16 protein-coding genes are annotated in these 20,805 nt (G+C 33.8%); 5 read left to right on the top strand and 11 right to left on the bottom strand.

Features of this window, described 5'->3' with window-relative positions; all coding sequences use genetic code 11:
• Nucleotide 1: 1 nt before the first annotated feature.
• Nucleotides 2-406 carry an alternative ribosome rescue aminoacyl-tRNA hydrolase ArfB gene (gene arfB, locus GGR32_RS08170; protein WP_183477713.1) on the top strand — a complete coding sequence of 135 codons (405 nt, stop codon included), beginning with the start codon at nt 2-4 and terminating at the stop codon, nt 404-406.
• 386 nt (nt 407-792) lie between these two features.
• The gene (locus GGR32_RS08175; protein ID WP_183477714.1) at nt 793-2,145 is read left to right on the top strand and encodes a sigma-54-dependent transcriptional regulator; all 1,353 of its coding nucleotides are present in this window, start codon (nt 793-795) and stop codon (nt 2,143-2,145) included.
• A gap of 6 nt (nt 2,146-2,151) precedes the next feature.
• On the opposite strand, the gene GGR32_RS08180 is transcribed toward GGR32_RS08175, so the two are convergent.
• From GGR32_RS08180 to GGR32_RS08200, 6 genes are all read right to left on the bottom strand, one after another.
• On the bottom strand, nt 2,152-3,192 hold the full coding sequence (locus GGR32_RS08180) for a hypothetical protein (protein WP_183477715.1): 1,041 nt from the start codon (nt 3,190-3,192) through the stop codon (nt 2,152-2,154).
• A 10-nt stretch (nt 3,193-3,202) separates the two neighbouring features.
• Nucleotides 3,203-3,640, bottom strand: a complete 438-nt coding sequence (locus GGR32_RS08185; RefSeq protein WP_221403709.1) for a hypothetical protein — start codon at nt 3,638-3,640, stop codon at nt 3,203-3,205.
• Nucleotides 3,630-4,814, bottom strand: a complete 1,185-nt coding sequence (locus tag GGR32_RS08190) for an ABC transporter permease (RefSeq protein ID WP_183477716.1) — start codon at nt 4,812-4,814, stop codon at nt 3,630-3,632. The genes GGR32_RS08185 and GGR32_RS08190 overlap by 11 nt, the downstream gene beginning before the upstream one ends.
• Nucleotides 4,811-5,440 carry an ABC transporter ATP-binding protein gene (locus GGR32_RS08195; RefSeq protein ID WP_183477717.1) on the bottom strand — a complete coding sequence of 210 codons (630 nt, stop codon included), beginning with the start codon at nt 5,438-5,440 and terminating at the stop codon, nt 4,811-4,813. The genes GGR32_RS08190 and GGR32_RS08195 overlap by 4 nt, the downstream gene beginning before the upstream one ends.
• A 79-nt stretch (nt 5,441-5,519) precedes the next feature.
• Nucleotides 5,520-5,876 carry a hypothetical protein gene (locus GGR32_RS11975; protein ID WP_221403710.1) on the bottom strand — a complete coding sequence of 119 codons (357 nt, stop codon included), beginning with the start codon at nt 5,874-5,876 and terminating at the stop codon, nt 5,520-5,522.
• A gap of 81 nt (nt 5,877-5,957) precedes the next feature.
• Nucleotides 5,958-8,378, bottom strand: a complete 2,421-nt coding sequence (locus GGR32_RS08200; RefSeq protein WP_183477718.1) for a hybrid sensor histidine kinase/response regulator — start codon at nt 8,376-8,378, stop codon at nt 5,958-5,960.
• Nucleotides 8,379-8,677: 299 nt separating this feature from the next.
• On the opposite strand from GGR32_RS08200, the gene GGR32_RS08205 reads away from it, so the two are divergent.
• Both GGR32_RS08205 and GGR32_RS08210 read left to right on the top strand, forming a co-directional pair.
• On the top strand, nt 8,678-10,879 hold the full coding sequence (locus GGR32_RS08205) for a TonB-dependent receptor (RefSeq protein WP_183477719.1): 2,202 nt from the start codon (nt 8,678-8,680) through the stop codon (nt 10,877-10,879).
• Between the two features lie 135 nt (nt 10,880-11,014).
• Nucleotides 11,015-13,024, top strand: a complete 2,010-nt coding sequence (locus GGR32_RS08210) for a M43 family zinc metalloprotease (RefSeq protein WP_183477720.1) — start codon at nt 11,015-11,017, stop codon at nt 13,022-13,024.
• Between the two features lie 89 nt (nt 13,025-13,113).
• Here GGR32_RS08210 and GGR32_RS08215 read toward each other — a convergent pair whose 3' ends face one another.
• The 3 genes from GGR32_RS08215 to GGR32_RS08225 form a co-directional block, all read right to left on the bottom strand.
• Nucleotides 13,114-13,533, bottom strand: a complete 420-nt coding sequence (locus GGR32_RS08215) for a hypothetical protein (protein WP_183477721.1) — start codon at nt 13,531-13,533, stop codon at nt 13,114-13,116.
• Nucleotides 13,530-13,904, bottom strand: coding sequence for a PadR family transcriptional regulator (locus GGR32_RS08220; protein WP_183477722.1), 375 nt, complete (start codon nt 13,902-13,904; stop codon nt 13,530-13,532). Before GGR32_RS08220 ends, GGR32_RS08215 begins: the two co-directional genes overlap by 4 nt.
• A gap of 268 nt (nt 13,905-14,172) precedes the next feature.
• On the bottom strand, nt 14,173-14,616 hold the full coding sequence (locus GGR32_RS08225) for a hypothetical protein (RefSeq protein WP_183477723.1): 444 nt from the start codon (nt 14,614-14,616) through the stop codon (nt 14,173-14,175).
• Between the two features lie 120 nt (nt 14,617-14,736).
• Here GGR32_RS08225 and greA point away from each other — a divergent pair, with 120 nt between their 5' ends.
• The gene (gene greA, locus GGR32_RS08230) at nt 14,737-15,213 is read left to right on the top strand and encodes a transcription elongation factor GreA (protein ID WP_183477724.1); all 477 of its coding nucleotides are present in this window, start codon (nt 14,737-14,739) and stop codon (nt 15,211-15,213) included.
• 74 nt (nt 15,214-15,287) lie between these two features.
• Here greA and GGR32_RS08235 read toward each other — a convergent pair whose 3' ends face one another.
• On the bottom strand, nt 15,288-16,442 hold the full coding sequence (locus GGR32_RS08235) for an efflux RND transporter periplasmic adaptor subunit (RefSeq protein ID WP_183477725.1): 1,155 nt from the start codon (nt 16,440-16,442) through the stop codon (nt 15,288-15,290).
• 4 nt (nt 16,443-16,446) lie between these two features.
• Nucleotides 16,447-20,772: a CusA/CzcA family heavy metal efflux RND transporter gene (locus tag GGR32_RS08240; RefSeq protein ID WP_183477726.1), complete on the bottom strand. Its 4,326-nt coding sequence runs from the start codon at nt 20,770-20,772 to the stop codon at nt 16,447-16,449.
• Nucleotides 20,773-20,805 lie beyond the last annotated feature (33 nt).

The raw sequence follows: 20,805 nt of genomic DNA on the forward strand, positions 1-20,805 counted from the left end.
AATGAACACTGAAAAGCTATTTAAAGAAGTAACTTACAAGGCGGTACTTAGCGGAGGTCCAGGAGGGCAGCATGCCAATAAAACAAGCACAAAAGTTATTTTACAGTGGAAAGTACACGATTCAGCGGTTTTTAACGATGAACAAAAGGAGCGTCTGCAAACTAAACTTAAAACTAGAATTAATAAAGAAGGAGTGTTGCAATTATCATCTAGCGCTACTAGAAGTCAACATGCAAATAAAATGCTTGTTAACCAAGAATTTGTAACAGTTTTGGAAGAAGCCTTAAAGAAAGTAAAAAGAAGAAAAAAAACAAAACTACCTAAAGCTGTAAAACTTAAAAGACTGGAGCAAAAAAAACGTCATGCAGAGAAAAAAGCAAGTCGTAAAAACTCTCGCTTATTTTAAAAAAATGGGTAAAAATTCTACACTTTTGTAGAATCTTATACCTGCGTCTACAAAAAAATATCAATCCTGCATTTATATAATTAACTAATTATTAGCAAGTTGGTTTTTTAAACCATTCTGGTCTAATAATTTCTATAACCATATATGAGGGTTCTTTAGTTTTTATAACTAAGATTTAGATTTTTGGCGTAAGCCTTTAAAAAGAGGAGACTTGATATTAAATATTTATTAGAAACTAGCCATCAACAAAAGTTATAACCAAGTTTAATTTACAGTTAACTCCTTTTTAGAGACCTAATGTTTTTAGGTCTCTTTTTTTGTGAGTATATTTTATATTCGGAAGCTTATTATTAGTTTTGTGTATAATCCTTTTTATGATATAAATAATGGGTAAAATTTTAATAGTAGAAGATGATGTGGCTTTTTGCCAAATGCTAGAAACTTTTTTAAGAAAAAAAAAGCATGAAGTAACAGTAGCTTATTCGGGAGAAGAAGCTTTACGAAAAATAAAATCCAATACGTATCAAATTATTTTGACCGACGTTCGCCTTCCTGAAAAGGACGGCAATTTTATTCTTAATGAAGTAACCGAGAATTACCCAGAAACTAAAGTAATTTTAATGACGGGCTATGCAGAGGTAAACATGGCCGTAAATGCGATGAAGGAAGGAGCGGTAGATTATATCTCGAAACCCGTACAACCAGAGCAACTATTAGCAAGCGTAGAAAAGGCATTGGCTATAAAAACAACTCCTAAAGCGATGGCAAAACCTGCTAAAAGCAAGACAAGCTCAAAGCCGTTAACCGAAGCTAAATATGTAAAAGGAGTAAGTGATGCTTCAAAAAAACTTAATAATTATATTCAGCTTGTAGGACCTACAAGCATGTCGGTTTTAATTATAGGAGAAAGCGGAACAGGAAAAGAATATGTAGCAAAAAACATACACAATCAGAGTAAACGAAGTAAAGAAGCTTTTATAGCGGTAGATTGCGGCGCAATTCCTAAAGAAATTGCCTCAAGCGAGTTTTTTGGACATGTAAAAGGCTCTTTTACAGGTGCAGTAAACGATAAAATAGGGCATTTTGAAGCCGCAAATAACGGGACTTTATTTTTAGACGAAATAGGCAATTTAAGTTACGAACTGCAAGTGCAACTCTTACGAGCATTGCAAGAACGAAAAATAAAACCTGTAGGAAGTAATAAAGAGGTAGCGGTAAATATTAGAATAATTACTGCGACTAACGAGAACTTAAAAGAAGCCGTAGAAGCAGGTACTTTTCGTGAAGATTTATACCACAGGTTAAACGAATTTTCTATCCAAGTACCTTCTTTAAAAGAACGAAATGAAGATATTATGCTTTTTGCTAATTTTTTCTTAGCCAAGGCAAATAGAGAATTAGAAAAGGAGGTAGTTGGTTTTTCTGATGATACGATTACTTTGCTCACGCAATACCAATGGCCTGGTAATTTGAGAGAAATGCAAAATGCGATTAAACGTGCTGTATTGCTAACTACAGAGACCTTGATTTTACCCGAGGTTTTTCCAGAAAATATGCTTTCCTATAATTCTGATAAAGATGAAAAAGATTACTCTTTGTTTAAAAACAAAAACGAAGAAGAAATGATAATTAATGCTTTAAAAGAAACAGGAGGAAACAAAAGCAAAGCTGCCAGGCTGTTAAACATAGACAGGAAAACCTTGTACAATAAGCTGAAACAGTACGAGATAGAATTGTAAATATTTTTACTTCCAGTAGTGAATTTTTCTTTTTACAATAGTGTTAAGTAGTGTTTTTTCTCCAGACTTTCTTTCCATTTTTTGAGTTGTCCAATTGTTATACTCATCGTACTTATAGCTGTAAGAGGTTTCTAACTCGATTTTATTTTGAGGGCTGTAGGATGTTATTTTTATTGGGTTTTTATTAGAATCATAGTTGCATATTGTGGTCATTATTTTTTTGCCTCGCCTGTAGGTTTCCTCTTTTATCAGTAAATTATCATCATTATAGGTATAGATAGATTCTCGGTAAGGTTTTCCTCTTGTATTTTTATAAAAATGTTCTAAACTTCTTTTTTTATTGTAAATATTTAATGTGCTATCAATTTGAGAGGTGGCAATAATTCTTTTATATAAAGTTCCATCTTCCCTATAATAAAAATGCTCTATTTGAGGGGTATTTATAAGGTTGTTGGTTAATACTCTTTCCTTTGTTTTATGTAGTGGGTTTATAAAGTGATATTTGTATGTTATTGGGTTTTTAAGGTTAATGCTGTTTATTTCTTCTTGTAGTAATCTTCCTTTCGTATCATATAAGTAGCTTCTAGAACTTTGTTGGTTTTGTGTTTTAATAAGTTTGCCTTTTTTGTTATACACGTTTAATAGAATTACTTCTGAAGAGTCTTTGGAAAAGTCTTTTTCTATAAATTTTTTCTTATTGGCGGAGTAACTTACAGTTTGCTCTGTTTTTACTTTACCATGAAAAAAATAAGAGCCTGTATGGTAAATGTTTCTTTTTATAAAGCGTTGCTTTTTGTCGAAAAAAACTTCAAAATCTTTATTTAATTTGGCAGAATCTGTAACGGGTGTTGCGGTTGCTTTATATTGTATAATCTGTTTTACGTTGCCTTTAGTATCAAAATCGGTTACATCTATTATGCTGTTATCTTTAAAAAAATCCTGTAAGGGGAAGTTTTCGTTAGTTTCAATATTTGTATCTATATAACGAGAAGAAGTTTGGCAGCCTGTAATAATTAATAAAATACTATAAAGAAAATATTTTTTCATTTGTTTTAATTTATTTTATAATCACAACATCTGTTAAGATGTAATTGCAATGGTTAATATCACTTTTATTGAGAGCTAATACGCCTTGAACGGTAATTATTTGATCTGTTTTTAATGTTTGTTTGGTTTCAAACTGAAGCTCAATAATGGTTTCTGGGCCTGCCATCCCGCAGAAAAAACAAGTTGCCATAGGGTGTTGAGAAAGGAGAAAGGTTGTTCCGCCTTCAACAAGGTCTAAAACATAACCTTTTATTTCTAGTTGTTCTCCTTCTATACTTTTTATTGTTTCTCCAAATTCGGGAATTAAAAAGTAATCGGCATAATCTTCAAGGTATGTTCTTTCAAACTTTACATCAGCCATATCTGTCCAATTTACTTTTTTTACTTGGGTATAGGAGGTGAAGGAAAAACTTAGGCTGATAAAAAAGAGGAGGAGATTACTTTTCATAAGATAATATTTTTGGAATGTTTATAGATATAATTGACTTTAAATTAAATAAAGTTATTACAGATAATAGTAATAAGACAGAGAAAAACAGATAGATATCAATGTCTGTAATAAAAGCTTGTTGAATGGTATAGTTGTATTCTCTACCTATATAGTTGTAAAGGTATGTGCCCCCTGCAAAGCTTAAAATTAGTCCTAGAATGTACCCGGAAATACTAATTATTAAACCTTCGTAGAAAACTAACAATATGAGCTGTAGTTGGTTGGCTCCATAAACCCTCATTAACGCGAGTTCATAACTTCTATCTTTTACAATTTTGTATAAGCTTATGTAGATGCTAAAAACAGAGATAATTAAAATAACAATAGCCATTATCTGAATTATTTTTACTCCAATTCCTGTATAATTATATAGTTTATCTAGTTCAAACTTTGTTAAGGCGGCTTGCATAGAAGACTTTTCGTTTATGCTTCGTGGAATTCTAACAAAACCCATTGGACTTTTAAATTGTACTAAAACCGAGGTGATTTCTTTATTTTTAGAGGCGTGGTCATGGTGATGATGCATATCCCAAACGGTTTCTAACGGAGTAACAATAAGGTTGTCTAAAACAGAATGAGATGTTTTGTAAATACCAACTACAGTAAGATGATGATGGTCATGGTGATGGTTACCTTCTTCTATCAGGCCATGAGAGCTTACAAAACTATCTCCAATTTTTAGATTGCTTTTTTTGGCTACAGTGGCACCAATTACTACTTCGAGAGGCTTGATGGCGCTTTTTCCTTCTAACAATTCACCTCCATATAAGGTTTTATAAGCAGGAGTTGTTCCTATTATTCGATATCCTTTATAATTATCACCATAAGAAATAGGAATGGCATTTTTAATTAAAGGGTTTTTTGTAATCTTTTTAGCTTCATCAAAATTTATATTTCCTGTAGGGTTATCTATATGTAAAACAGAGGATAAGATAAGTTGTAAAGGGCTTCCTTTTGCCCCAATAACCATATCGATTCCTGCGGTGTTTTTTGCAATCTTATTGGTTACTTGCTTCTGAAATTTAAAAGATAATGAGATGATAACAACACTAAATGCTAATAATAATATACTCAAAATAGCATTTAAAGGCTTGGTAATAATGTTTTTATAGCTTATTTTAAATAAATTCATAAGGCAACAATATTTTCAAATTCAGGAATAATACGTTTATCATGCGTAACTAAAATAAGGTGAGAATTATTGATAGCCGCAGCTCCTTTTAATAAAGAAATAACACGCTTAGCATTTACATCATCAAGGTTAGATGTTGGCTCATCGGCAAGGATAATAGAAGGCTTGTTTATGATAGCCAAAGCGATTCCGGCACGTTGTTTCTGGCCCTCACTAAGCGCTGTAACTTTTTTATGTTTGTATGGAAGAATATTTAAATCGGTTAATATTTTATCTATCTCCAATGCATTGTAAGGTGTTTTAGAGAATAAAAGCTTTGCTTGAATATTTTCTAATAAGGTTAAAGATTTGAAGAATAATGGCTTCTGGAAAACAATACCAATGTTATCTTTTCTGTACTTATCTTTTTGTTTTTCTGAAAACGAAAGAAGCTCGATATCATCAATAATAATACTTCCTTTTTTAGGAGTTAATAAAAGAGCTAAAATTTGCAATAAAGTAGTTTTTCCTATACCAGATTCACCTAGAATAATTACCGATTCATTGTTGTTAATATGCATATCGGGAAAATTAAAAATTTCTCCCGCTTTATCGTATTGAAACGTTAAATTAGTTGTGTGTATCATTTTCTCACTTGTTTAAAAGATGATAATTTCTTTTTAGGTTATAAAAAGAATGATGTAAAATAGATTTTACTGTTAATGCTTAACAGGTTTTAGAAACATATTTTTGTAGAGAAAATGGAGGGGCCCGAAGGCTAAAGTAAGTCCTATTATTATCCAAAAATCTATTAGGAGTTACAGGTGTAATATTTGTATAAATCTCCAAAACAGGAGGCTGATAATAAATTGTAGGGTTAATAGAAAAAGCATGAAGGTTAAAGCTACATATTGTACAATCTGTATGTGTAGCTGAAACAGATTTTATGGAAAAGGTATCGGATTCTTTTTCTATATGAAATCCCTTATCTTGATGAAAAAAAGAGTGTAATGACGATGATGATACCACAAAACATAATATCCCTATAAAAAAATAAGCAATAAAATGTTTTTTATGAATCATATTTATTCTTGTTTCATCAGGTTGAAAAATAAGATTTTAAATATAGCGAATAGTTTTTAAGGAGCAAATAAAAATTTTAAATCAGGTTCTTTCCTCTAAGCTTTGTAAAAGTTTTTTCAGTTCTTTTATGGCCTTTTGGGTTGTTGCTATAATTTTATTTTCGCTAAGGTTTAGTTCTTTTTGTCGCTCAAGTGTATTGATGAGCTCTATGGCAGAGGATGCTTTTATCTGCTTTAGCATAGGTAATATTTTATGTGCAGTAAAAGCAATGGTATTAAAATCTTTTTTGGTAATGCTTTTTTCGAGAATTGATATGTTTATTTTGGTGTTGTCAACAAAAGTGTTTAGTAATAAAGCTAAAGATTCCTCGTCGTTATCTGTAAAAATGTGTAGTTGAGTTAGGTCGTAAAGGGTTTCTTTATTTTTGTGTTTCAGCACATCTTTGTTGGTGATGTTGTAAGTTAAATTTAAAGTTACTGCTATGGTTTCCAATAGGTCGCTTTTCTGGAAGGGTTTATCTAGTTTTGCAGTAAATCCATAATCGGTATATATTTTATCGTCTACTTCGGTACGTCCAGAAATGGCGATAATAGGGATTTCTTTAAGGCTTTTTTGAAGTTTTATTTCTCTAATCAATTCAAAACCATTTAGCCCAGGCATTTGTATATCGGTAATAATTAAATGGTACTCGTGCTGGTTAATTTGTTTTAGTGCTTCTTCAGGAGCTTTGCTTGTTGTGCAAGTAAATCCAGCTTGTTCAATAATGGTTTTAGTAAGGTTTAGTTGGGTAGGGTCATCATCAATTAAGAAAATATGATAGTTTTTGTTCCCTGTAATGGTAATTTGCTTGTTGTTTGGTGTAATGGGGAGGTGTTTAGTATGAGACACTGGGATACGAACACTAAAAACACTACCTTTTTCTGGGGTAGATTCTACCTCGATTTTACCACCTAGCAGGTTAACTAGTTTTTTTGTGATGGTAAGCCCTAAGCCAGAACCTTCATATTGTTTCTGTAGCTGAGAAAACTCTTTGAAAATTTGTTCTTTTTCTGCTGCATTAATACCAATACCTGTATCGGCTATTTCAACAACAAGCCAGTTGCTGTTTAAGGAAAAGGTATCTAAGTTTGCGGTAATAGTAATGCTTCCTTGTTGCGTAAATTTATAGGCATTCCCAATCAAGTTGGTAAGTATTTGTTTAATCCTAAAGGGGTCGCTAAGTAAAGGGTTTTCTAATTGGGCGTCTATATGCGTATTTATTTTTAACTTTTTAGGGTTATTTGAAGGGATCGCATTAATAATACAATCTTCTATCAAGGTTTTTGGTGCAAAAGGTAATTCTTCAATAATTAATTTTCCAGCTTCTAATTTAGACAGGTCAAGCAAATCATTCACTAACCTCAAGATATAAGCGGAAGCTTTTTGTAGTTTATTAAGGTAGTGGGTTTGTTGTTGGGTTAATTCTGAGTTGTTTAATAAATCGGCATACCCCAGCACCGTGTTTAGCGGCGACCTAAGGTCGTGAGTAACCATTGCCATAAACTGTTCTCTGCGCTTTAGTAAGAATTCTGCATAGTTTTTGGCTTTTTCAACCTGTATGCGGTAGCGTTGACTCCTGTTGGTATCTTTTATAATAAGGTAGACAAACAAAATAATGGTAAGAAACGAAACTACGCCTAAGGAAATAATAATATAAAACGTGTTTTTGAGCAACTCTTGTGATTTTGCTACTTGTGCTACAGATTTTTGGACTTCTTCGTGTTCTATCTCGGCATGTAATTTTCGTAATTGATGCGATACAATGCGGTCGTTCTCTAATAGCGTCAGCTCTTTTTTATAAACCGTATTTTGGTAGTGTTTTTCTTCAGATTCTAAATCTATAAGTACTTTTTTCATCGCATTGATAAGCGAATCTGCCGATTGCTGAGTAAGCCTTTGCGCATTATCTTCTTTGGCATACTCTAAGTACTTGATCATTACCTTTTTTATATGTGGAGGTAGTTTTCTTAAGCGTTGCTCATAGTTATCATCTTCAAAAATAGAGTTAAGTTGCTCTAGCCTATTTAATACCCTATCATAATAATTATTACTAAGGTTCTTTTTTCTAAGCTCGAGGAGTTCTACCAAGTTTTGTTCTTTTACAAGCAGAAGACTTTTTATACTATCTAGCTCGGTGGTGGTTTTATTGTTTACAGCATAGGTTTGCTTTAATTGCTCTAGTAAAAGTTCTGTTGAGTCGAGATGAGTTTTAAATTCGGGTAATCTTTTTGTGTCCTGTTTTTGTATAATATCCCTACTAATTCCCTCTACGGTATACATATTAGCTACCGTTTGGCTAATTAGCATTAAGCGTTTATTATTTATAGCACCTTCTTGGTTTGCCTGTGTAAGCGAAGCAAATTTGCTGTAAACAAACCAAATTGTAATAATAGCAAAAGCGGTAAGAAGTAAGAAACCTGCTAATGCTTTAAACTCTATAGATCGTTTTGTGTTTTGTACCATTATAGGTAAAAATAATATAAGTAAGTTTAATAGGGTATAAAATTATGGTAAATTAAAAAATAACCTATATGTTTGCAGCCAATCTCAAAGGGGTGCTTTTTAGTGAAAACTAAATAGCTGAGATCATACCCAATGAACCTGGGCAGGTAATGCTGCCAAGGGATTCTCAGAAAGTTGTTTGCAAACTTTCTGGATGTATGTACTCCTGAATTAGCCCTAGGCTTATTCGGGATTTTTTATTTTAATTTTTGTATAACTAAAGAATAATCGCCCCTTTTATTCGTGAAATTTTCTTACGGATGAAACGTTTATTCCAAAAAATGCAGTTAAACAATGCTAAACCTTTATTGTTTTCTGCCTGCTTATTCCCTGCTGCACTTTTCGCACAGCAGAAAAATGACACCATTAGCAAACCCGAAGTTCTCGAAGAGGTTTTATTAACAGGAGTGCGCGCTACCAAACAAACCCCTGTTGCATTTACCAATGTAGAGAGCGAGGAGCTTAAATCTCGTAACTTAGGGCAGGATATTCCTACGCTGTTAAACTTTTTACCTTCGGTGGTGATGACCTCCGATGCAGGAAACGGAATTGGTTATTCTGGAATCAGGGTTCGTGGCTCTGATGCTACCAGGATTAATGTAACCATTAACGGAATCCCTTATAACGATGCCGAAAGCCACGGAACGTTCTGGGTAAATATGCCAGATTTAGTCTCTTCTGTAGAGAATATTCAAGTACAAAGAGGTGTAGGAACTTCTACCAACGGAGCAGGAGCCTTTGGGGCAAGCATTAATTTATTAACCGATGGGGCAAAAGAAAAGGCAAGTGCAGAGATTGCCAATTCTTACGGAAGTTACAATACTTGGCGCCATAATGTTAAATTTTCTACAGGTAAAATTTCCGATCATTTTGAGTTTTCTGGGCGATTGTCTAAAATAAAATCCGATGGATATATAGATAGAAGCTGGGTAGATATGAAATCTTATTTTCTGCAAGGAGCATATCAGGATGATAACCGCTTAATTAAAGCAGTAGTATTTGGCGGAGACCAGCAAACTTACCAAGCTTGGAATGGTTTAGAGGATAAAGAAAAGCTGAAAAACGACAGGACGTACAATACTGCGGGAGAAATGTATGATAAGGCAGGAAACTTTGTAGGTTTTTATAAAAATGAAACTGATAATTACAAGCAAGACCATTACCAATTGCATTGGAATGAGAAAATCTCTCCGTTCTGGACAACCAACCTTGCTTTTCATTACACCATAGGAAAAGGTTTCTATGAAAATTATAAAAACGATGAAGACTTATCGGAATATGGAATTCCAGCTGCCGAGGTAAACGGTGAGTTACGAGAAACCTCAAATGTTGTTCGTCAGAAATGGTTAGATAACGATTTTTACGGATTGGTTTTTTCTGCCAACTATAAACGCAAAGGTTTAAATGTAGTTGTAGGAGGAGGTTTAAACAAATATGAAGGCGACCACTTTGGGTATATCACCCACGCAAGCGATGTTCCAGTAGCAGATTTTCCGCACCCTTACTATTTTGATTCATCTACAAAAACCGATGCAAATGTATATGGAAAGGTGAACTATCAATTAGGAAGTGCATGGAACTTTTTTGGAGACCTCCAATACCGAAGAGTTACTTACGAAGCCAACGGAAATGATACAGGATTGGTAGATGATGCTTTCGATTTCTTTAATCCGAAATTAGGTGTTACCTATAACGTGAACGCAGACAATAGTTTATACCTTTCTTATGCGCGTGCAAACCGAGAACCAAACAGAAACGATTATGAAAACGGTAACCCAGAACCAGAGGCCTTAAACGATTTTGAGTTAGGGTGGCGTTTATCAAAAGATAAATTAAAGCTAAACCTTAACGCCTATTATATGCGTTATAAAAATCAATTAGTGTTAACAGGAGCTTTAAACGATGTTGGGTCGCCTATACGAGAAAACTCGGGAGATTCATACCGATTAGGAATAGAGGCCGATGCAACCATCATTGCTTTAGATAACCTAATTATACGCCCAAGTGTTTCGGTAAGTAGAAATAGAAATGTAGATTTTTATGCTCAAAGAGATGGAGAGTTAAAAGACTTAGGCGACACCAAAATTGCTTATTCGCCAGAAGTTGTTTTCTCTAACGCACTTACATTTATTCCTATAGAGAATGCACAAATTTCATTACTATCAAAATATGTAGGCGAGCAATACATGAGTAATTTAGATTTGAAAGACTCTAAACTAAAAAGTTATTTTATTAACGATTTAAATGCTTCATATACCATAAAACCAGAAAAAGTATTTAATGCCATTACAATTTCGGCATTGGTAAATAATATTTTTGACGAAAAATATATTTCTAACGGTTATTTTTATTCGTTTGATGATACTTGGACAGACCCAAATAAGGTGATTACAAGAGATGGAGCAGGCTATTACCCACAAGCCACAAGAAATTTTTTAATAGGAGTTACACTAGCCTTTTAAAAAGTTTGTTGTAAAATACTTATATTTAGCCCAGAAGAATATTTTTTCTGGGCTTTTTATTTGTAGAACAACTCTTATTTAAAATTAGTTTAAATAAGCTTAAAGCCGTACATTTGCCGTCATAATTATAAACAGATGAAATTTATCACAACTACTTTTTTTACGCTTTTACTATCATCTTATGCTTTAATAGCACAAGATTCGAAGGTCATAGAGCCATGCGCAACACATATTAGTAACGAGTATCAAGCACAAACAAATCGTTTTGAGAATTGGCTTTCTCCCAAAGTTACTCAATTAAAAAAAATGAGACTTTTAGGGAAAGTACAACAAACTGGGGTTTTACATACTATTCCTGTTGTAGTGCATGTTATTCATAATGGCGACCCAATTAATACAAATGGAGATGCAGATAACGAAAATATCTCTTACAATCAGGTGCTTTCGCAAATCAATGTGCTTAATCAAGATTTTAGACGCATAGCAGGAACTCCTGGTGCAGAGGTTTCTAATTACCAATTAGGAGTAGATACACAAATAGAGTTTGCTTTGGCAAAAAGAGATCCTAATGGTTTGCCAACCAATGGTGTAAACAGAATTAATATGTGCGAAGAGTCGTGGGGGAAATACCAAACACTAAATAGTGTAATTCCTTATATAGATAGCAATATTAAAGAACAAACAATTTGGGACCCTACTAAATATTTAAATATTTGGGTAATTAAGTTTGGAGGATCATTTCATAACGGACTTTTTGGATATGCACAGTTTCCCGAAGCATCAACATTGTCGGGTATTCCTGCAGAAACAGGGGCAAACCCAGAGCTTACCGACGGAGTAGTGGTTGGGTACCAGAATTTTGGTGATATAACACAAGATGACGGATCATTCTCATTGTATTACCTTACAGAAATGGGAAGAACCACAACACACGAAGTAGGACATTACCTTGGTTTACGCCATATTTGGGGAGATGGTGATTGTAGTTACGACGATTATGTGGCAGATACCCCAGATCAAGAGGATAGTTCATCACAGGCAGATAATAATTGTACCATTTCCTTTACTTGCCAAACAGATGATATGATAGAAAACTATATGGACTATTCTGCAGAGCTTTGCCAAAATACATTTACACAAGGACAAAAAGATAGAATGTTAACTGTGCTGCAAAACTCTCCTCGTAGGATAGAATTAGCAACCTCCGATGCCTTAACTCCTGTAGCTATGCCTTTGGAAGCACGTTTGGTAGTAGATTTTTGTAACGCTAAAACACTAACATGTAGTAATAGCGGAGTAATCAACACAGAGATAATAAACTTAGGCGAAAATAATATTACAAGTGCTGTTATTAGCTATCAATTAAATAATGGTACAGCAGATACAACTACTTGGACTGGTAATTTATCACAATTCTCTTCAGAAAACGTTGTGATAAATACAGGGACTTTACAAGACGGTATCAATACGATTGATGTAGAAATTATTACCGTAAATAATCAAACCGATAACGAGCAACTTAACAATACCGTTTCTGGAGAATTATCACATTCATTTACAGACCCTGCTAGTATTTTAAGCTATGACGAAACCGTGTTTAATTTAAGCCTAACAACAGATCAATATGCTTACGAAACAAGTTGGGATCTTAGGGATGCTAACGGAGAAGTAATAGAAAGCGGCGATAATTTAACCCAGTTTCAAACCTATACTGAAACATTTACGTTAGCGCCAAATAGCTGTTATACATTTACAGTTTACGATTCTTATGGCGATGGATTTAATGGCGACATGGAGTTTTCTACCGCTGGGGGAGCTATTTTAATGCAAGGAAGCTTCTCAGGCGCCTATGCCAATAGCGTAACTTTTAAAACAGGAAGCCTATCTGTAACTGATAATAAGATGACAGAGGCTTTAAGCATTTACCCTAACCCAACAAAAGGAAGCTTAAACGTATTAGGAGAAAATATGCCTTTTAATAAGTATATTATTTATAATACATTAGGGCAAAGAGTAGCTTCAAAAGAATTTTCTTTAACCACCGAACAATCGATAGATGTTTATAACCTCCAAAAAGGTATTTATTTTATAGAACTATATATGGAGAATATGAATAAAAAAGTAATACGCTTTATAAAAGACTAAGCGTTTAAATACAAAAGTAAAATGCGGTTTTTTGAATAAAAAAACCGCATTTTTTATAAAATTAATAACCTGTATATACTTGCAACTGCTTATTCGAAAAGATCTTCTTTGTCGAGATTGTTAATGGAGTTTTTCTTTGCCCAAAGGAAGAAAATAAAATGTATAAGAAGAAAGAATCCCCAATAAAGCGCAATCATGATGGATGTATCTATATTTTCATGTATAGCACCAAACCCAAGCCCAATCCACAAGAGGGATATTCCATTATGAATTAAATAAGTTGTTAAATGAAACCTAAACCCAACATCATATATTGGTAAATATTCTCCGTCTTTTCGACCAAAATAGAACCCTGATATAAACATAAGTAGACCATAAGTTATTGAGCAGGCGACGATTATTGTTTTTAGTTGATTTTCAATACCATAGCTTAGAAAGTATCTAAATATTATAGTTAATACTGTTATAGTAACAGCGAATCTTAATAAATAGGGAGTGATTGTTTTCATTGTTCTTTTAATTTTAAAATATTTTTGATTTCAGTTGAGAAGAATAGTTTAATATTTCTATCAACAAATTCATTAAAGAGCTCCTGACCAAGATTTGTTAAATAATAATATTTTCTGTTAGGGCCTTTATTGCCTTCTTTTAATACGTGAGTAAGCACATTTATGTGTTCGTATTTTCTTAACGCTCGATATAAGCTTTGCTCTTCACAGTTAATTGTACCCTTTGATTTTTTTGTGATAAAATCTTTAATTTCATCAACATACTTTTCGCCTTCTTGGAGCGCCATAAATATCCAAAGCGTTAATTGCCCTTTCTTGTAAGTGTTTTCCCAAGAGAGTAGTAATTCATTTAATTTTTTTTCATTTTTCATTGTTGTTTCATTTGTATTATTCAAGATGTATAATGCAAATGTAGTAAATGAAACTATTTTTAAAAATAAATTTAAAAAAATATTGAATTAAGATAGTGTTTTAAATAAGTATTCCGCTAATTATTAGGTGAGTAATTAGCTGTGAGATTAGTCTGTATGTAGCTTTATCGGAGTAAGTGAGAATTGTTATTTTATAAAAACTAGTAAATCCTCGTTGTGAATAATTTATTGATATTAGTTTTATTCCTATCTCCTCTAAGCAATTATTTTAATTACTAATATAGATAAACCTGCCGTTTACTTGTGTTAAATATTGCTCTAAGGTATATTTTAAGTTGTCTTTGTTTGGGCTATTATTAGTAAAACTGCCAGTTAGTAAGTCATATGTGTTTTGTTCGCATGCACAAATAACATTTAAGCCTTCCAGGTACATCCCAATACATTGGTTGTTTCTAGGGTGGTTAGGGTCGGCAGCATCCCAAGCTACATAAGCATTTTCGCCTATTTTCATTACAAAAATACCTCCGTTACCATATTCTGGAATATAAATAGGATTCATTACGCTGCGTAGGTTAACATATTGAGGCAAACTGGTGTCTATACGTAAGTCTATATTTACATCCAGTAAATTGGGGTTTCTTCTGCGATCATCATCACTGCTACAAGCGGTTATACTTAGCCATAAAATGCTGAAAAATAAAAGGTATCTCATCTTTAAAATTTTTTTGCAAGGTAAGAAATATTGCTAAGCATAAAATAATTTATTATCTTTGTTAGAAGCGAATCTCCTTTAGTTGGGAGATTCTTTTTTGTATATATAAACGAAAAAGTTATGAGTAAAGTATCTTATTACACCCCAGAAGGATTAAAAAAGTTGAGAGATGAGCTTGATCAGCTTAGAGATGTAGAAAGACCCAAAGCTTCGCAAGCAATTGCAGAAGCCAGAGATAAGGGTGATTTGAGTGAGAATGCAGAATATGATGCTGCCAAAGAAGCACAAGGATTATTAGAATTAAAGATAGCTAAGCTAGAGGAAGTTGTAGCCAATGCACGCATTATAGATGAATCTCAATTAGACACCTCAAAAGTATTGGTGCATAGTACGGTAAAAATTAAAAACACAACAAATGGGGCAGAAGTAACCTATAAACTGGTAGCCCAGAGTGAGGCCGATTTAAAATCGGGTAAAATATCAGTCGATTCTCCTATTGGTAAAGGCCTGTTGGGGAAAAAAGTTGGCGAAGTAGCCGAGATTCAAGTTCCAAGGGGTGTAATGACCTTCGAGATTTTGGAAATTAGTAGAGATTAAATTTTTTTCGAGTATATAGCAAAAAACCTCAGCCGTTTTAGGCTGAGGTTTTTTGTTATTAATAAAGGTTTTATTTAATGAGAATGTCCTCCTGAACTCTCCGAAAGCAAATCAAAAGTACCTTTAACTAAAAACACGTCTTCAGGACTTGTTTTGTCTATAGGAATAAAAGGTTTTATGCCATTGTGTTGTAAACTGTTTTCTACAGTTACTTTTTCAAAATAATAGGCGTCTTGTTGGGTTTCCTTCAATCTTAATACATAGGTTTTTCCTTCTAAATCTGTAAAAGCAGCTTCTGGTAGGCTAAGCATTTTTTGGGTGTTAACGCTAAACATGGCTTTTACAAACATTCCAACTTTAAAATAATTGGCCTCATTTTCTGGATGAGCATGTACTTTAATGCTTCTATCGGATTCTATTTCTGCACCTATTAACCTGATATATGCTTTATGGATACTATCGGAAACTTCGGGTATTTGAAATTCGATGGTTTGCCCTTCGCTTAGGTATTTAATGTCTTTTTCAAATACTTTTAGTTCTAGATGCACGTGTTCTGTATTGATGATTTCCATAATTGGAGCCGATTTTGCTACAAAAGATCCTTGTGAAACAAACATTTTAGAGATGCTACCAGAAATAGGGGCATAGATTTTTATGCTTTCTGAAAAATTTCCGTTTAATACTTGTTTATGGCTTAACCTCATTAAGGTTATTTTCTTTTGTAAGGCGTTATCTTTTGCTTGTGCCGCTTTGTATAAGCTACGTGTTTCCTCAAAAACCTTTTGCGAGATAACCTTGTCTGCTAGAAGGTTTTTTTTACGTTGGTATTCGGATGCTAGGTATTTGAGTTGCGCATTATTTTCTGCATAATCCTGTTGGATGCTTAAATATTCTGGGTTAGAAAGTTCTATCAAAACATCTCCTTTTTTTACCTTATCACCAATTAGTAAGCTAGTGTTAGAAACATAGCCTTCAAAAAAGGTAGATACCGATGCTTTGTTTTTAGGCGGAACATCGATGGTTCCATGAGCGGTTAATTTTTCTGAAAAATTAGTACTATCTGCTTTTCCGAGTTTCAGCTTTGCATGTTCAAACTGAGTTTTAGTAACTTTTATAAGTTCGTCTTCTTCTGTATTGTTAGGGGTTGTTGTTTGCGTTTTTTGTTCAGAAGAGTTGCATCCTGCTATTAGCAGCATGATAAATAGGTATATGCTATAAGTAATTTTCATTGTTTTAGTAATTTAAGGTAAAGTAATTAAGCTGAATGGTACTGTAATTATAAGCGCTTAGAAGCTTGAGATAAGCCAGTTTTATCTCTTGTGCGTTTTCGATACTTTGAACGTACCTAAAAAAATCTATCTCGCCATTTTTATAGCTAGAAGTAGCGTTTTTGATAATCTCATCGGCAATAATAAGCTGATGGCTTTTAAAGTTGTCTAAACTGTTTTTTTGCGTTTGGTAGTTGTTTAGAAGCTGTTGTTTTTTGGTATCAAAATCTAATTGTTTTTGCTCTTTTATTAAAGCAGCAGCAGAAGCCCTGTATTTTAGCGCTTTGATTTTTGCCCTGTTTCCAAAAAATAAAAGCGGGATTTTAACACCAATTTGATAAGCATCGTAGTTGTTTGAAATATAGCTGTTGGTTTTTAAAGAGTAACTAAGGCTAATGTCTGGCAACAACTCATTTTTTGCTAATGATACTTCTTGTTCTGATAGCTTAACGTTGAGCTCTTCTAAGGTTAAGCTAGGGTTGCTGGCAATTAAATCTAAGTTTAAGCTTAAAGGTGCCAACGAATCGTTTTTTAATAAAAGTTCGCCGTCAGGCTGAATAATTTGTTGTAAGGCTAGAAGGGCATTATTACGATTTTCCTTTAACTCGTTAAGCTTTACTTCTAATTGCTGTTGTTTGGCTTCAGCAGTTATTTTTTCTAAATAATTAGATTCTCCTTCTTCAAATTTTCGTTTTGCCATGTATGTAAAATCGCTATAAATACTATCTAATTGTCTATAAATTTTTAATTCCGTTGTATTGGTTAAATAGTTTTGATAAGCTAAACGAAGGGCTTTTTTCTGTAAGATTATGTTGAGTTCCGTTTGGGTTTCAGCATAGGCTGTCTTGGTTTTTAACAAGCGTTTTTGTGAGCCATAAACAGTTGGAAACTTAAAATCTTGAGCAAGGCTATACGTGTAAATAGATTCCCCATACATAGGATCTGTCTCTAAGTTATCATGACTATAAGAGAAACTTGTTTTATCAAATTGGTAAGCATTTCCTTCTTCTGTTTTTAGTGCTTGAGTGTTTAGCTGTTGTGCTTTTAAGTTGTTATTGTTTTTAAGCATTTGGGCTTCTAGCTTCTCAATTTCTTTTTCTTGCGAAAACCCAGAAAAGCTAAGTAAGCTTAACACAACAATACTAATGGCTGTTTTGGGTAAATTAGGTTTTTTTATTCTGTTTTCTACAATCATATAAAGAACGGGTAAAACAATAAGTGTTAATAAGGTAGAAGTAGCGAGCCCGCCAATAACTACCGTGGCCAATGGTTTTTGAACCTCGGCACCAGCTCCTGTTGATATTGCCATAGGAAGAAACCCTAAGGCGGTTGAACTGGCAGTTAATAATACGGCTCGTAAACGCTCTTGTGTAGCGGTGATAATGTCTGCTTTTGTAAGCTTGGGTTTGTTTTGTTTAAGACTTTTAAAATATTCGGCAAGGATGATACCATTTAATACCGCAATCCCAAATAAAGCAATAAACCCAACACCTGCAGAAATACTAAAAGGCATATCTCGTAACCATAAAAATAAAATTCCGCCAACAGATGCAAATGGTATGGCTGTAAATATTAATAAGGCATCGCGGTGTTTTTTTAATGCAAAAAGTAGTAGTAGGTAGATTAAAACAAGTATAATGGGTACTACTATTTTTAATCGTTTACTGGCGCTTTCTAAGTTTTCAAATTCTCCCCCGTAAGTAACGCTATAACCTGTAGGAAGTGTTAAACTTGTAGTTAAGGTATTTTGAATATCGGTTACTACCGATTTTAAATCGCGGTTTCTTACGTTTACTCCAATTACAATACGTCTTTTTGTTTCGTCTCTAGAGATTTTTGCAGGACCTTTTTGGAGTTTAATTTCTGCTACTTCGCTAAGCGGAATTTTACCAGACTCGGGTGTATCAATCATTAGGTTTTCTACATCGCTGATGTCTTGTCTATTTTTATCATCTAAACGTACTACAATATCAAACCTGCGTTCTCCTTCAAAAACAACCCCAACTTGCTTACCTGCAAAACCAGCGGCAACAATATTGTTTATATCTTCTATATTTAAACCGTAGCGTGCAATTTTATCGCGCTTATAGTTTACGGTCATTTCGGGTAAACCAACGGTTTTCTCTACGCTAATGTCGGCTGCTCCTTCAATATTGCTTATTAAATGTTGTACTTCGTTTGCTTTGGCGGCTAGGATGTTTAAATCTTCTCCAAAAATTTTAATAGCAATATCGGTTTGTACACCGCTAACAAGCTCATTAAAACGCATTTCTATGGGTTGGGTAAACTGTATTTCCATACCCGGAATTACACTTAAAGCTTCTTTCATTTTATCGGCAAGCTCATCTTTTGTATCGGCAGATACCCATTCGCTTTTTGGTTTTAATCGGATAATAACATCAGAATCTTGCATAGACATAGGGTCGGTAGGAACTTCGGCGGCTCCAATTCGGCTGACTACTTGTATGACCTCTGGAAAACGTTCTAACAGAATTTTTTCTATCATGGTTGTGCGCTCGATAGTACTGTTTAGTGATTTTCCTGTTTTTAGTACAGGTTGAATTACAAAGTCGCCTTCGTCTAAGGTGGGTACAAATTCACTTCCCATTCTAGAAAATGTAAATCCGCCAAGTATAATAAGAAAAATAGCAGCGCCTATAATTATTTTAGGTTTTGCTAGTGACCATTTTAAGATAGGAAGATAGGTTTTTTTAGCAAAATGCATAAACCTATAAGATATGGTTGTTGTTTTCTGGATTTTAGGCTTTAAAAACAAGCTGCAAGCAACAGGAATCCAAGTGAAACATAAAAACATAGCTCCTAGTAGGGCAAAACTAAAGGTGATAGCCATAGGCCTAAACATTTTTCCTTCGGTACCAGAGAGTGTCATAATAGGAATAAAAACAATAAGGATGATAAGTTGCCCAAAGATGGCAGAGTTCATCATTTTTGAAGCTCCAGAAAGTGTTATTTTATCTTTTAAGTTTTTGTATTCTTGAGATTTTAAAGCTTTAAAATCCTTGTGTTTAAGCATCATTTTAAATGCTACAAATTCTACAATAATAACAGCGCCATCTATAATAATACCAAAATCTAAAGCACCCATACTCATTAGGTTGGCATCGATATCGAAGATGTACATTAAGCTAATGGCAATTAAAAAACTTAGGGGAATTACAGAGGAGATAATAAGTCCGGAGCGTAAATCGCCAATTAAGAGTATGACAATAAAAGCTACTACTAGGAGTCCTAAAATTAAGTTTTCAGCAATGGTAAAGGTGGTTTTTCCAATCAGTTCGCTTCTGTCTAAAAAACCATTGATGTGTACTCCTTCGGGTAAGCTTTGTTCTATGGTGTTTAATCGTTCCTTAACAGCTTGGATAGTGCTGTTAGCATCGGCACCTTTAAGCATCATTACTTGCCCTAGAATTTTTTCTCCTTCGCCGTTTCCTGTTATGGCGCCAAATCTTCTTGCGTGCCCATATTTTACGGTGGCTACATCGTTAATAAAAATGGGATTTCCATCTCTGTTTTCTACACTTATTTTTTTTATATCCTCTAGGCTTTTTACAAGTCCTTCTCCTCTAATAAAATAAGCTTGGTCGTTGCGTTCTATATAGCTACCTCCGGTGATAGAGTTGTTTTTTTCCAGTGCAGAAAAAACTTTATCGATACTTAAGTTTAATGCTTGGAGTTTTTCTGTATTAATAGCTACTTCGTATTCTTTTAAGAAGCCTCCCCAGGTGTTTATTTCTACAACATTAGGAATTCCTGATAACTGACGTTTTACAACCCAGTCTTGGATGCTTCGTAAATCCATCACAGAGTAATTGTCTTTATAAGCCTCGTCTACCTCTAGTGTATATTGGTATATTTCACCAAGACCAGTGGTAATAGGTCCCATTTCTGGAGTTCCGAAGGCGGCAGGTATTTTTTCTTTCGCGGCATCAATTTTTTCAGAAATTAATTGCCTAGGAATGTAAGTGCCTAAATCATCTTCAAAAACAATGGTAACTACCGAGAGTCCAAATTTACTAACCGAGCGGATTTCTTTTACACCAGGCAGGTTAGACATTTCGAGCTCTACAGGATATGTAATAAATTGCTCTACCTCTGCGGTAGATAAATTTCGTGAAGTGGTAATTACTTGCACTTGATTATTGGTAATGTCTGGAACAGCACCAACGGAAATTTTTGTAAGGGAGAAAATTCCGAAACCTACAATAAAGGTGGTTAATAATAGAATGAAGTATTTAGACTTTAAACTAAAATCAATAATTTTAGATAACATGATTGTGCTTATTTAATTAAAAATCAGTGAGTT

The organism is Mesonia hippocampi (genome assembly GCF_014197445.1).
GTDB classification, from domain to species: domain Bacteria; phylum Bacteroidota; class Bacteroidia; order Flavobacteriales; family Flavobacteriaceae; genus Mesonia; species Mesonia hippocampi.

Coding starts and splice junctions, on each gene's coding strand:
- arfB (WP_183477713.1), top strand. CDS start 2: ATGAACACTGAAAAGCTATTTAAAGAAGTAACTTACAAGGCGGTACTT.
- GGR32_RS08175 (WP_183477714.1), top strand. CDS start 793: ATGGGTAAAATTTTAATAGTAGAAGATGATGTGGCTTTTTGCCAAATG.
- GGR32_RS08180 (WP_183477715.1), bottom strand. CDS start 3,192: ATGAAAAAATATTTTCTTTATAGTATTTTATTAATTATTACAGGCTGC.
- GGR32_RS08185 (WP_221403709.1), bottom strand. CDS start 3,640: ATGAAAAGTAATCTCCTCCTCTTTTTTATCAGCCTAAGTTTTTCCTTC.
- GGR32_RS08190 (WP_183477716.1), bottom strand. CDS start 4,814: ATGAATTTATTTAAAATAAGCTATAAAAACATTATTACCAAGCCTTTA.
- GGR32_RS08195 (WP_183477717.1), bottom strand. CDS start 5,440: ATGATACACACAACTAATTTAACGTTTCAATACGATAAAGCGGGAGAA.
- GGR32_RS11975 (WP_221403710.1), bottom strand. CDS start 5,876: ATGATTCATAAAAAACATTTTATTGCTTATTTTTTTATAGGGATATTA.
- GGR32_RS08200 (WP_183477718.1), bottom strand. CDS start 8,378: ATGGTACAAAACACAAAACGATCTATAGAGTTTAAAGCATTAGCAGGT.
- GGR32_RS08205 (WP_183477719.1), top strand. CDS start 8,678: ATGAAACGTTTATTCCAAAAAATGCAGTTAAACAATGCTAAACCTTTA.
- GGR32_RS08210 (WP_183477720.1), top strand. CDS start 11,015: ATGAAATTTATCACAACTACTTTTTTTACGCTTTTACTATCATCTTAT.
- GGR32_RS08215 (WP_183477721.1), bottom strand. CDS start 13,533: ATGAAAACAATCACTCCCTATTTATTAAGATTCGCTGTTACTATAACA.
- GGR32_RS08220 (WP_183477722.1), bottom strand. CDS start 13,904: ATGAAAAATGAAAAAAAATTAAATGAATTACTACTCTCTTGGGAAAAC.
- GGR32_RS08225 (WP_183477723.1), bottom strand. CDS start 14,616: ATGAGATACCTTTTATTTTTCAGCATTTTATGGCTAAGTATAACCGCT.
- greA (WP_183477724.1), top strand. CDS start 14,737: ATGAGTAAAGTATCTTATTACACCCCAGAAGGATTAAAAAAGTTGAGA.
- GGR32_RS08235 (WP_183477725.1), bottom strand. CDS start 16,442: ATGAAAATTACTTATAGCATATACCTATTTATCATGCTGCTAATAGCA.
- GGR32_RS08240 (WP_183477726.1), bottom strand. CDS start 20,772: ATGTTATCTAAAATTATTGATTTTAGTTTAAAGTCTAAATACTTCATT.